The sequence below is a fragment of the Pseudodesulfovibrio piezophilus C1TLV30 genome (genome assembly GCF_000341895.1).
GTDB lineage: Bacteria > Desulfobacterota > Desulfovibrionia > Desulfovibrionales > Desulfovibrionaceae > Pseudodesulfovibrio > Pseudodesulfovibrio piezophilus.
In genome coordinates this window covers 2702826-2715959 of record NC_020409.1, presented here as the reverse complement: position 1 = coordinate 2715959, position 13134 = coordinate 2702826, and the positions used below count along the sequence as shown (strand labels likewise).

Here is a 13134-nt window from a genome sequence, read left to right as displayed (position 1 = left end):
ATCAAGACTGTCCAATTTATCCGCACTTGGTGAAAGCGCAGGATTTGCAGATATGGCATCCTTCCTCAAACACGAGAGGCTCCCCACAATCCGGGCACAGTTCCTTGTTCAGAGAGGCCGTCTGGACATCAACGTGGTCCCCCTGAAGATACCGAGATTCAAACACGAAGGCGATCGCATCCGGGATTGATTTGACCAGATGTTTTTTCATGAATTTGGGGTTCTCGCCACCAATGCCCTTAAGCTGTTCCACAATCTCCCGTACCTCGACACCGGAACGCAGCGCCAGGGAGACCAGACGCCCGATAGCTTCGGCCTTGGCTGTTATGGAGCCACCGGATTTACCGATGGTGGCAAAAACCTCAAAAGGCTTTCCATTCACTTCATTAACAGTCAAAAAGAGCATCCCCAATCCGGTCGCGATTTTCTGGGTGAAGCCGTAAATGACATCGGGTCTGCTTTGGACAACAGAGGAGGCTCCGGCGGCTTCCTTCTTTTTCTTGTCATCATCCCCGGTGCACAGGACTTGCGATATCTTGGAACCATCACGGTAGACGGTTACGCCCTTGCATCCATACTCATACGCCTTCCAATAGATATCCCAGATTTCTTCTTTGGTGGCCTCGGATGGCAGATTGACTGTTTTGGAAACAGCGTTATCCGTAAACTTCTGGAAAGCCGCCTGCATTTTCAAGTGCCAAAGAGGTTCGATATCCATGGCAGTGACAAAAACAGTACGCAATTCTTCAGGAAGATGGTCCATCTTGCTGATAGATCCGACCTTGGCTATCTCCTCCATCAGCTTGGCGGAATGAGCGTCCGACTCCTTGAGAGCTGCTTCAAAGAAGGGATTGCTTTCCACCAACCTATCATTATCCATGACATTGCGCACAAAGCTCAGGGCAAAGAGAGGCTCAACACCGGAAGAGCACCCCGCGATAATCGAGAGCGTCCCAGTGGGAGCGATGGTCGTGGTCGTGGCGTTACGGTAGGGGCCGAGATGTGCCTCGCCAAAAATGGATTCTTCGTAGGCGACAAAAGCACCACGCTCTGCGGCAAGCTGCTTGGAGGCCGAACGCGCTTCATCGCGGACAAACTTCATGACTCGCTCGCCAAGGTCAACGGCAGTCTGGGTATTATAGGGAATCTTCAGCTGATAGAGTAGGTCTGCCCACCCCATCACACCAAGACCTATCTTTCTGTTACGCTCAACGGTTTCCGTAATCTCGGGCAGGGGATAAATGGACGCGTCGATCACATTGTCCAAAAAGCGGACCCCGAGGTGAACAATCCGCCGCAACTCATCCCAGTTGATTTCGGAATCGTGCCCGTTCTGTCCCTTGGCATAACACTTGCCGAGGTTGATGGAACCGAGGTTACAGGCTTCATATGGCAAGAGAGGCTGTTCTCCGCAGGGATTGGTCGATTCCATTTCTCCCTGGGCCGGAGTTGGATTATCCCGGTTGATACGGTCGAGGAAAACAATACCCGGATCACCGGACTCCCAGGCCTTGTTCACCAGAATGTTGAAGACTTCGCGAGCATTGAGCGTGCCGACCGCTTCCCCTGTATTGGGGGCTATCAGGTCATAGTCCTCTTTCTTTTCCACAGCCTGCATAAATTTTTCGGTCAGTCCGATGGACAGGTTGAAATTATTCAGTTCACCATCCCGTTCCTTGGCCTTGATGAACTCCATCACATCGGGATGGTCCACACGAAGGATACCCATATTGGCACCGCGCCGTGTTCCGCCCTGCTTGATCTGCTCTGTCGCGCAGTTAAAAATCTTCAAAAAAGACAATGGGCCGGAAGCCACACCACCCGTTGAGCCGACCACCGAATCTCTGGCGCGTAATCGAGAAAAAGAGAACCCGGTTCCTCCACCAGATTTATGAATCATGGCAGCATGCTTGACGGCATCAAAAATTCCTTCAATGGAATCCCCGACAGGCAACACGAAGCAGGCAGCAAGCTGACCAAGATCGGTACCGGCATTCATCAAGGTCGGGGAGTTGGGCAAAAAGCTGTAGGAAGTCATGAGATCATAAAATTCACGAGCCAGTTTGGAGGACTTGAACGAGGAATTTTCGTACTTTTCTTCTTCTCCGGCTATGGCAGAAGCAACGCGCCAGAAAAGCTCCTTGGCTGTCTCATAGACGACCCCCTCCCTATCCTTTCTCTGGTACCGCCTGTTCAAGACTATCTTGGCGTTTTCATTGATTATCGGTTCAGGAAGATTCGCGGGCATCTTGAGTTTGGACATAAAAAAAGACCTCATGTAATCGGCTGAAATTCTTAAGTGTTCACTTGTTTTGCCCTGAAAAAAGGCGACATAATTTGAGTTTGTCTAGACTATAGAAAGAGTCTCAAAATTACCAGACTAAAGTGGGCATCCTCTGCAAAAAAAGAGTCAAGCACCCCCTTTCATGCTGCTAGTATCTAGGAATTACTCTCAAAATCACTGGGAAGAATCACAGTAATGACAGTCCCGGATTTCTCGGAAGTCATGAATTCAATCGTCCCCCCCAGAGTCTTTGTAATGAGCTTTGCCGTGTAGGTACCAAGCCCTGTTCCGAATTCCTTGCCGACAGTCACATATTTATCAAAAAAACTCTCACGTATTGATTCCGGGATGACTCCCTCGTTGTGGATGGACACAACAACCTGCCTTTCCGGATTCCCCAAATCAACAGTCACCGTAGAACCATTCGGAGAAGCCTCCACGGCATTTTTTATCAAATTCCCGAGAAGCCCATAAATCAGAATATCTTCAGTCTGCATGAGAAAATCCACAGTGGACTCTATGGGAAAACCCGAGAAGAGTATCTGCACTGTTATCTTTTTTTGTTCCAATAAAGGCCTCAGATCATCCATGACCGCACGAGTCTGGGCAACAAGGTCCACGGGCCTGGCATTGACCACGTACGTTCCGCTTTCCATCCGCTGCAAGGCTCTGGACATATCAATAATATTGATCATCCGCCGACTGGATCGCATGACGCTATCAAGCAGCTCCCGCTGATCCTCGGTAAGATTTTCCGCTCTGCTGAATAACGAGAAAATCGTTTGTACAGCCAGGGTCGGTGACCGCAGATCATGCCGTATCATTCGTTGTACATCCTCTCGTAATGCCTCGCCTCTTTTCCTTTCCGTAATATCGGAGAAAAACCCGATCACAAGCTCCGTGCCTTTGAAAAAAAGATAATACGCTGTCACTTCAGTAGGAAAAACCGTCCCATCCCTTCGTCGCACAGTCCCTTCGGTCACGACCATTTTCTTTTGCTTGATCTGTTCCCAGAAGGATGGCCAGTTCTCACGCGAGAACCCCGGAACCACATCAGGAATCCCCATACGTAACAGTTCACTGCGTCTGTAGCCGACCAATGTTGCAGCCTTGCGATTGGCATAGACGATGTTACCAGAGGGCTTGATACGGAAAATACCCACTGCTGCGTTATCCATGGCAAATTTAGTCAGCTGCAATTCCTCTTCGGCTTGCAGCCGATTGGTGATATCCGTACCAAAAGATATGAGCGCGAGGTCGTTGTATGTGCCCTGCATGATGGAATTCCGCCACATGATATGACGGGTTTCTCCCGACTTGGTCAGAACCGGATTCTCAAAGGCGTCCGAGACGCCCTTTCGCCCCTCATTCATAAGCCGGGTAAATTCATCCCAGACAAAAGGATACCGTTCCTTCGGCACGACAAGGTCGAACCAGTCGCGCCCAAGGATCTCCTCTCTGGAATATCCCAGTGTCGCTTCTCCCGCATTATTGATGAGTTGGACACACCCCATATAATCAAGCCCGACAATAACCATGTCTGCCGACTCGATGACCTGAAGAGTTGCTTCATGAGCACGTCGCTGTTGTTTTTCTGCACGAAGGCTGTTGCGAATTTCCTTTGAAAGTTTTCTGTTCCAATATGCCATGGCTCCCAGCAAAAGCAACGCAATCGCGGCACCAAAACTCAACAGACGCCATACATGAGGCCGTTCAACCCATTTCCCTTCTCTGAGCACAGTCCAATAATCAACTATTTCCTGGCGTTCATCCTCCGTAATAGAGGACAAAGCCCGATTGACAAGAGTTTGCAAAAGAGGCCAATCCGCCCGAATCCCGACCGAATAACGGTAGCTGTACTCAGTCATGGCCGCAATTCTCAGATCGGTTATCCCATATTGTCGAGTAAGGTAGGCCACAGTGGGTTGAGCAGCAACAAACGCATCTGCCTGACCTGAGACGACGGCTTGCAATCCCTGCTCCGGTTGACTGACCGGCATGGAGATAACCTTGGGGTGATCCGCCGTAAAACGCTGATAGGGAATATGGTCAAGATCCATGGCAACGACCCGTTTCTCCATATCCCTCAATCCGACGATAAACGGGAATTGCGCGGGAGTGACGACGACGATTGGCATGAACAAATAGGGGACTGACAGTAAGAGTCCGCGAGTTTCATCCGGTTCATTGACGACTGCTGCCACCATATCAACTTCTCCGGCTCGCGCCAGTTCCGTCATGTATGAGAGGCTTGATGCTCGGACCCATTTGGGTTCCAACCCCAGTTTACTGACTATGAGATCAATATAGGACGGTACAATGCCCTCCATCTCACCAGATTTTCCACGAAACATTACCGGAGGTGAATCAATCCACATTCCGATCCGCAGTGTTTTGTGTTTGGTTATCCACTCCTTTTCCTCATCACTCATGGGAATGACACCATCATCCTGCGCACGAGCGCTCCCACATTCGAGAACAAAGGGAGGCCAGACCAGGATTATCCATACGATGAGAAGATACCGAAAACATGACTGCATAGAGACTCCAGAAAATCACCCTTCGCCACACAGCTTCACCCTCAGATAAAGAGGACGAATCATTTCTATACATCAATTGAACTTAAGGGACAAACCACTTATGCATATCTATACTTCCTTGTAATTCGATTTGAAGTTTTTCCTGATCATCTCGCACTTAATACCCCTGAGACTAAAGCACCAGACCCTGTTTAAAAATGACTTTTCAAGGCCTCTTCCGTCTCGAATTCGTCAGAACTTCTGCTTTACTCTCAGCCACCCGGCACGTTTCAAGAAGCGATATATGCCCTCTGCAAACTGTACAGCTCAGTGCGCGCACAGAATATTTTTCCCTTTTTACGGTAAATCACGATTTACCTTCAATATAATTTGGTCTATGGGGGTTTTAAACGGTTTGAACACATAAACACCAAGCGAGTTTTCCATGCGTATTTCCGAACGACTGACGCGAATCAAGCCGTCAGCCACTCTTGCCGTCAACACCAAGGCTCAGGAACTCAAGGCACAAGGGCGTGAAATAATCAGCCTTGCAGTCGGGCAGCCTGATTACGGCACTCCAGAACACGTCTGTAATGCGGCCAAAGCTGCACTGGATGAAGGATTCACCAAGTATACACCTGTACCGGGAATTCTGGAACTACGCACAGCCGTTGCTGAATATTATGCGAAATTTTATGAAGCCAAGGCATGTGCGGACAACACAATTGTCAGCAATGGAGGCAAGCAGGTCCTGTTCAACCTGCTGATGGCGCTCGTGAACCCAGGTGACGAGGTGATGATTCCGGCACCGTACTGGGTAAGCTATCCAGCCATGGTTCAATTGGCAGAGGGCAAATCGGTTTTCGTGCCCACCACTGCCGAGGAAAATTTTCTCGTAACCTTGGACTCTCTCGAAGAGGCACGGACAGCCAAGACAACTGTCTTGATACTTAATTCCCCGTCCAACCCTACTGGCTGTTGTTATACACAGGAGCAAATGGAAAGTATTGCAGCATGGGCGCGGAAAAATAATATCTTTATCATATCTGACGAAGTTTATGACCGCCTTGTCTATGCTCCGGCAACATCTGTTTCTCTCGCCAAAACGTGGGAAACCTACCCGGATACCATCGCTATCGTCGGTGCTCTTTCCAAATCTTTCTGCATGACAGGCTGGCGTGTGGGCTACGCCCTTGCTCACGAAGACCTCATCAAGGCAATGTCAAAGATACAAGGACAATCCACCTCGAACATCAACTCCATCGCCCAAAAAGCAGCCCTCGCCGGATTGTCCGGGTCGTGGGATATTGTCGATGAAATGAAAACATCTTTTGTCCGCCGTCGTGACATAGCCTATGAGATTATCACTGGCTGGGGCGCCCAGTGTCCCAAACCAGGGGGCGCGTTTTACCTCTTCCCCGTCCTTGATCAATTTTATACCGAAGATGCGCCTGATTCCGCGAGCCTTTGTACCAAGATTCTAGAAGAAGCTGGAGTTGCGCTTGTTCCCGGATCTGCGTTCGGCGACGACAGGTGTATCCGCTTTTCCTATGCTGTTGACGAAACAACTCTGAGACAAGCCCTCTCACGTGTCGGAAAAGTTTTAACTGGCAATTGATCATTCTTCTTTCACCAATGGTGAAGGCCTCCCAGATTCATGGGAGGCCTTTTTTTATCGAAGCGCATCTGTGAAATATGTTTTTTGCGTCTTACTCAAGACAAAGAGAACACAGCTTGTTTTGTTTTCATGCAAATTGAAAACAGCAAGGCTTACCATCCTCCATCTTTTGGAGGGCAGACCAAAAAGAGGGGCAGACTTTTCAGCCTGCCCCTCTTGCTTGTATGTGTCAGGAATTAACAAGTGCCAGCAGACTTGCCGCTCGACTTGCAATTGAGTCGGGACACTGCCCGGCGCAATGCAGCCTGAGTGCGTGTCGCTTCTTGTTTTTCCTTGACCTTTGCTGCGCGCTCTTCAGCACGTGCTTTGGCCTTCTGGGCGCGATCAATGTCAATCTCGGTGGCCATTTCAGCGACTTCAGCCAGGACAGTAACCTGGTTGTTGCTCACTTCGGCGAATCCACCGGCAACAAAGACATAAAACGCCTTGCCACCTTGTTTATAGTGGAGATTGCCAACACCCAGAGCGGACAGAAAAGGAACGTGGCTCGGCAGGACACCGAATTCGCCCATGATACCAGGAGCTCCAACGTATTCCACTTCTTCGGAAAGGACCTTCCGATCTGGAGTGACTATCTCAAGTTTCAAAGTATTAGCCATGAATTACCTCGCTTACTGCTTGGCTTTCTCTATGGCTTCCTCGATAGCGCCGCACATGTAGAATGCCTGCTCAGGCAGGTCATCGTACTTGCCGTCCAGGATGTCACGGAAAGCCTTAACGGTGTCTTCGGTCTTGACGTAGACACCGGGAACACCGGTGAAGACCTCGGCAACGTGGAACGGCTGAGACAGGAAACGCTGCACGCGGCGAGCACGAGCAACAGTCAGCTTATCCTCATCGGACAATTCGTCCATACCGAGAATCGCGATGATATCCTGCAAATCCTTGTACTTCTGAAGCACGGACTGGACTTCACGGGCCGTAGCGTAGTGCTCGGCACCCAGAACCTCGGGAGAGAGGATACGGGAAGTGGAGTCAAGAGGATCAACAGCCGGATAAATGCCCAGCTCAGCGATCTGACGGGACAGAACCAACGTACCGTCAAGGTGAGCAAAGGTGGTAGCCGGAGCAGGGTCAGTCAAGTCATCGGCAGGGACGTAAACGGCCTGAACCGAGGTGATGGAACCCTTGTTTGTGGAAGTAATACGTTCCTGCAAACCACCAAGGTCAGTACCCAGTGTCGGCTGATAACCAACAGCGGAAGGCATACGGCCGAGAAGTGCGGATACCTCTGCACCAGCCTGGGTGAAGCGGAAGATGTTATCAACGAAGAGCAGCACGTCCTGGCCTTCTTCGTCACGGAAGTACTCTGCGCAGGTCAGCGCGGTCAGAGCAACACGAGCACGGGCTCCCGGAGGCTCGTTCATCTGGCCGTAGACCAGGGCAGCTTTCTCCAGAACGCCAGCGTCCTTCATTTCGTGATAGAGATCGTTTCCTTCACGGGTACGCTCACCAACACCAGCGAAGACGGAGATACCACCGTGCTGCTTGGCGATGTTGTTGATCATTTCCATCAGAATAACAGTCTTGCCGACACCTGCGCCACCGAAGAGGCCCATTTTGCCGCCTTTCGGGAAGGGAATCAGCAGATCAACGACTTTGATACCGGTTTCGAGCAGCTCAACCTTGGTGGACAGCTCTGTGAAATCAGGGGCTTCACGGTGAATGGGAAGGCGCTTTTCACAGGGAACCGGGCCCATTTCATCGGCAGGTTCGCCGACAACGTTCATGATGCGGCCCAGCGAACCGGAACCAACAGGAACAGTGATAGGAGATTCGGTGTCGGATGCTTCCATGCCGCGAACGAGACCTTCGGTGGCGTCCATGGCAATGGTGCGGACAACGTTGTTACCCAAGTGCTGAGCGACCTCGCAGACGAGAAGCGGGGCGTCAGTATTGTTGGGGTTATTAATCTCCAACGCAGACAGAATGTTGGGAAGATTCCCTTCGGCAAATTCGACGTCGACAACGGCGCCGATTACCTGAACGATTTTACCAGTATTAGCCATTTTTCATAGCCCCCTTTTATCCTTTCAGCGCTTCCACGCCGCCGACAATGTCCATAAGATCGCCAGTAATGGCGGCCTGCCTTGTCTTGTTGTAAAGCAAGGTCAGGGTGTCCGTCAGTTCGTCACAAGCCTTGGTGGCGTTATCCATTGCGGCCATACGAGCTGCATGCTCGGAGCTGGCAGTATCCAGCAGACCCCGATAGACCTGGACCTTGATAAACCGAGGAAGAAGCTCGGCCAGCAGGCCCTCTACGGACGGTTCATACATGTAATCACCAGAACCGGACTCTTCACTCTCGCCTTCTGCCTGAGCTGCCATAGGCAGAATAGTCAGGTCGATGGGAGGTTGTTTCGCCATGCTCTGGAACTCACCAAACACGATATGAACTTCATCGAGTTCTCCTGTGACATATCCGGTGATCAGCTCATTGCCGACACTGGCTGCCAAGGTGAAGTCAAAGCTGCTCATGGCGTCGCCTTCGGCGCGCATGATTTCGTATTCAGTCTTTCTGAAGGCGTCACGAGCTTTCTTGCCGATGCAGTAGAGCTTGACAGTTTTTCCTTCAGAAGCTTTTTGTCTGGCCAGCTTCATGGCCTTGTTGATGATATTGACATTGAATGCGCCGCACAGGCCGCGATCCGAAGTGGTCACCATGATGCCCACGGTTTTCACTTCGTCCCGGACTTCCAGCAGCGGATGTACCGATTCGTCAGCTCCGGCAGCCAAGTCGCCCAGCATCTCGTAAAACTTGTCCGCATACGGACGGAAGCGTTCAATACGCTCCTGTGCGTTGCGCAGTTTTGCCGAGGCCACCATATTCATGGCCTTGGTGATCTGCTTGGTTTTCTTGACGCCAACAATCTGATTTTGGACGTCTCTTAACGAAGCCATTCGTTACCCCTTAGTTACGCGCTGAAGCCTTTCTTGAACTCTTCGATAGCTGCCTTGAGGTCAGCTTCGACTGCATCGTCGATCTTTTCTTTCTCGGCAATAGAGTCGAGAACAGCGGACTTTGCGTTGTTCATGAACTCAAGGAACTCGGCCTCGAACTTCTGAACGGCCTCAACAGGAACGTCATCCAGGAATCCACGAGTACCGGCGTACAGAACTGAAACCTGTTCCTGAACGGTCTGCGGCTTGTACTGGGGCTGCTTCAGAAGCTCGACCATGCGAGCGCCACGATTCAGCTTGGCCTGTGTGCCTTTATCCAGATCAGAACCAAAGGATGCGAAAGCGGCAAGCTCGCGGTACTGAGCGAGGTCGAGACGCAATGTACCGGCAACCTGTTTCATTGCCTTGATCTGAGCGGAACCACCGACTCGGGAGACGGAGAGACCGACGTTAATGGCCGGACGAACACCGGACAAGAACAGGTTCGGCTCCAAGTAGATCTGACCATCGGTAATGGAGATAACGTTGGTTGGAATAAATGCGGAAACGTCACCGGCCTGGGTTTCAATAACCGGCAGGGCGGTCATGGAACCGGCACCGAGGCTGTCGTTAACCTTGCATGCGCGCTCGAGCAGGCGGGAGTGCAGATAGAAGACATCACCGGGGAATGCTTCACGGCCCGGAGGACGACGAAGCAGGAGGGACATTTCACGGTAAGCAGTAGCCTGCTTGGAAAGATCATCATAACAGATCAGGGCATGCTTGCCGTTATCGCGGTAGAACTCGGCCATGGTGGCACCAGTGTACGCAGCGATGAACTGCAACGGAGCGGGCTCGGAAGCGGTAGCGGAAACAATAGTGGTATATTCCATTGCGCCGTGCTGACGCAGAATGTCGGCAACCAGAGCAACGGATGCTTTCTTCTGTCCGATGGCAACATAGAAACAATGCACGTCAGTCGTCTTCTGAGCCAGGATGGCGTCAATGCAGACTGCGGTCTTACCGGTCTGGCGGTCACCAATGACCAGCTCACGCTGGCCGCGACCGACCGGAGTCATGGCGTCAACGGCCTTCAGGCCGGTATAGCATGGCTCATGAACGGATTTACGGGCAATGATACCAGGAGCTTTCATTTCAACCGGGCGGGTTTCCGTGGTGTCAAGAGGTCCCAAACCATCAAGAGGCTCACCAAGCGGGTTCACAACGCGGCCCATGACACCATCACCAACGGGAACGGAGTAAATCTTGCCGGTACGCTTGACCGGATCGCCTTCCTTGACACCGGTATCGGAACCCAGCAGGGCGACACCGACGTTATCTTCTTCAAGGTTGAGCACCATACCCATCAGGCCGCCGGGGAATTCCAGCAGCTCCATGGCCATGACGTTCTCAACGCCGTGAACACGAGCAATACCGTCACCAACGTAGAGGACGGTACCGGTCTCGCTCATCTCAACACGAGACTCATAATTCTGAATCTGGTCCTGAATGATTTTGCTGATTTCTTCTGCTTTGATCTGCATTGCCCTACTCACCCCTTTTAATATTTTCTTTCAAAATCTGCAGCTGAGCCTTGAGGCTGGCGTCCATGACCTTATCACCAATCTTGAGGACGATGCCCCCGAGGATATCCTTATCGGTATCAAAGGTCAGTTCCAGCTTCTTGCCTGCCTGTTTCTCAAGGTTCTCCTTGATTGCAGACTTTCTCTCCTCGTTCAGCTCGCCCACCGTGATGAGCTGGCCGCTCAAAATACCGGAAACGGCATCTGTCATGGCCTTGTAATCGGCTGCGATGGCAGGAAGCATCTCGACCCGGCCCCTGTCGGCCAGAAGATCGCAGAAGTTCTTGACCATCGGGTCTACCCCAACCTTGTCAACAAGCGTTTCGAGCACTGCTTTCTTCTCCTCGGCGGAGAACAAGGGGTTCCGGAAGAAACCCAAAGCTTCGGGAGATGCCGTCATGGAATCACCCAGTGCAGTCAACTGCTCACCGTACGTCTTTTGGTCTGCCTCGCCTTTGGCGGCGCCAATGGCAAAAAGAGCCTTGGCGTAGCGGCGGGAAACTACGTTACCGGTCAATTGAGCACCACCTTCGTTAAATAGTCATCCACGAGTTTCTCGTGATCATCAGCGCTCAGCTTTTCGGCAACGATCTTCTCGGCAGCCGCGACAACCATATCGGCCATCTCGGCACGAATGGAATTGATGGCAGTCTGCGCTTCGTTCGAAGCGGTGCGCTTGGCCTGTTCCTTCAGGGCTTCAGCATCCTTATGGGCCTTGGCGATGATAGCCTCTTTAATGGCTTCACCCTGCTGCTTGGCCTCATCAAGAATGGTCTGCTTTTCCTGAGCCATGTTGGCGATACCGGCCTCAACTTCCTTGAGTTTCTTCTCGGCATCAGCCTGGCGGGTCTGCAAGTCGTCAAGCTCCAGCTTGATGCCGTCGCGACGTCCCACGAAGAAATCCTTGATCTTTGATCCTGCCAGCCACCAGATAATGCCGAGGAACAACGCCAGGTTGATCAGACGAAAGATATACCGTTCAACTTGATAATCTTCGAGGAACCAACCGGCCATGTGGTGCCCTCCGCCTTCATTGGCGAAAGCAATGGATGAGATCGCCAAGGCAGTCAGCAAGACCGTACTAAACACATACATCCGTTTCAAAGTGAAACCCTCCTTGTCTCGTCTAGGCTTGGCCCAGGATCTTGCCCGTAGCTGCTTCGGCGAATTTTTCGACGTCCTTGGTCAACTGAGTCATGGCTCCCTTGACCTCAGCCTTGATTTCAGCACGAGCGGCCTGAATGGTGCCGGAAGCCTCCTCACCGGCAACGGACATCAGCTTCTGCTCTTCAGCAGTGCCTTCATCCTTCATGGCGGAGCGGATATCGCTGGCTTCCTTGCGAGCAGCGGTGAGCTGGATTTCATAATCAGCCACCTTGCTCTCTGCGTCTGCGTTGAAGCCCTCGATTTTCTCCAGCTGATCAGCCATCAAACCCTTGCGTTTTCTAATGATTTCGCGGATCGGTTTGATCAGCAGGACATTCAGCACGAAGATCGTGACGATGAAGTTCACTGCTTGGATAAAAATTGTTTTGTCAGGTACTACCATACCGTGTGCCCCCAGATAGGTTGTGAATTTTGGCGCAAAGTCACTGCCAATTACGTAATTTTAAGCCGCGTGTCAAAGGCTTTTTGCCTTTAACACGCTTCCTAAGACAGCAATTTGACGCGCTGTAAAATGTTAATCGGACTCTTCTTCAGATACGATGGGAGCGGATGAACCGAGGCTCCCCATGTCGAGTTGGCCTTCCAGAACGGCGCCTTCCTCGACAACAAGTACAGGAGTTTTTATATTCCCCTGCAAGTTAGCCGTCTTATGCAAAACAACTTTGGTCGCGGCTTCGACTTCTCCCTGGATATTCCCTGAAAGAACAAGTTGTCCAACTCGAATAAGTCCTTCCACTACGGCTTCCTGACCGACAACCAGTGTCCCATCTGAAACAACCTCCCCCCGGAAATTGCCATCGATACGAACTGCTCCCTGAAAGTGCAGCTTTCCCTGGTAGTTAGTCCCTGCGCCCAAAAAGGCGTTGATTTCGTCTCTCGCCATGAAAACGCGCTCCTCACAATCCGGTTTATGAAACAGAGGCTCCCACTCAACGAGTCGCAATCCCCCGAATGCTCCTATGACAGCAGGGGGGCCTGTATCCAACTGGGTAAAACCGAAATTCCATGCTTAAACCGCCAAGA

Annotated in this window: 11 protein-coding genes; 1 reads left to right on the top strand and 10 read right to left on the bottom strand. The window is 51.5% G+C overall.

Features of this window, described 5'->3' with window-relative positions:
- Positions 1 to 16: 16 nt before the first annotated feature.
- Both BN4_RS12715 and BN4_RS17280 read right to left on the bottom strand, forming a co-directional pair.
- A complete protein-coding gene (locus BN4_RS12715; RefSeq protein WP_015415811.1) occupies positions 17 to 2263 on the bottom strand; it encodes a vitamin B12-dependent ribonucleotide reductase in 2247 nt (748 codons plus the stop codon).
- Between the two features lie 176 nt (positions 2264 to 2439).
- A complete protein-coding gene (locus BN4_RS17280) occupies positions 2440 to 4824 on the bottom strand; it encodes a PAS domain S-box protein (protein WP_015415810.1) in 2385 nt (794 codons plus the stop codon).
- 424 nt (positions 4825 to 5248) lie between these two features.
- Between BN4_RS17280 and BN4_RS12705 the strand changes: the two genes are divergently transcribed.
- On the top strand, positions 5249 to 6421 hold the full coding sequence (locus BN4_RS12705) for a pyridoxal phosphate-dependent aminotransferase (protein ID WP_015415809.1): 1173 nt from the start codon (positions 5249 to 5251) through the stop codon (positions 6419 to 6421).
- A gap of 236 nt (positions 6422 to 6657) precedes the next feature.
- Here BN4_RS12705 and BN4_RS12695 read toward each other — a convergent pair whose 3' ends face one another.
- The 8 genes from BN4_RS12695 to BN4_RS12660 form a co-directional block, all read right to left on the bottom strand.
- Positions 6658 to 7080 (bottom strand): F0F1 ATP synthase subunit epsilon, encoded by a 423-nt coding sequence (locus BN4_RS12695; protein WP_015415808.1) that lies wholly within the window; start codon positions 7078 to 7080, stop codon positions 6658 to 6660.
- A gap of 12 nt (positions 7081 to 7092) precedes the next feature.
- On the bottom strand, positions 7093 to 8490 hold the full coding sequence (atpD, locus tag BN4_RS12690) for a F0F1 ATP synthase subunit beta (protein ID WP_015415807.1): 1398 nt from the start codon (positions 8488 to 8490) through the stop codon (positions 7093 to 7095).
- Positions 8491 to 8506: 16 nt separating this feature from the next.
- Positions 8507 to 9382, bottom strand: a complete 876-nt coding sequence (locus BN4_RS12685) for a F0F1 ATP synthase subunit gamma (protein WP_015415806.1) — start codon at positions 9380 to 9382, stop codon at positions 8507 to 8509.
- 14 nt (positions 9383 to 9396) lie between these two features.
- On the bottom strand, positions 9397 to 10905 hold the full coding sequence (atpA, locus tag BN4_RS12680) for a F0F1 ATP synthase subunit alpha (RefSeq protein ID WP_015415805.1): 1509 nt from the start codon (positions 10903 to 10905) through the stop codon (positions 9397 to 9399).
- 4 nt (positions 10906 to 10909) lie between these two features.
- A complete protein-coding gene (gene atpH / locus BN4_RS12675) occupies positions 10910 to 11461 on the bottom strand; it encodes an ATP synthase F1 subunit delta (RefSeq protein WP_015415804.1) in 552 nt (183 codons plus the stop codon).
- Positions 11458 to 12048 carry a F0F1 ATP synthase subunit B family protein gene (locus tag BN4_RS12670; RefSeq protein WP_015415803.1) on the bottom strand — a complete coding sequence of 197 codons (591 nt, stop codon included), beginning with the start codon at positions 12046 to 12048 and terminating at the stop codon, positions 11458 to 11460. Before BN4_RS12670 ends, atpH begins: the two co-directional genes overlap by 4 nt.
- 22 nt (positions 12049 to 12070) lie before the next feature.
- Positions 12071 to 12493 carry an ATP synthase F0 subunit B gene (locus BN4_RS12665; protein WP_015415802.1) on the bottom strand — a complete coding sequence of 141 codons (423 nt, stop codon included), beginning with the start codon at positions 12491 to 12493 and terminating at the stop codon, positions 12071 to 12073.
- Between the two features lie 132 nt (positions 12494 to 12625).
- Positions 12626 to 12994, bottom strand: coding sequence for a bactofilin family protein (locus tag BN4_RS12660; protein ID WP_041720357.1), 369 nt, complete (start codon positions 12992 to 12994; stop codon positions 12626 to 12628).
- Between the last annotated feature and the right edge of the window lie 140 nt (positions 12995 to 13134).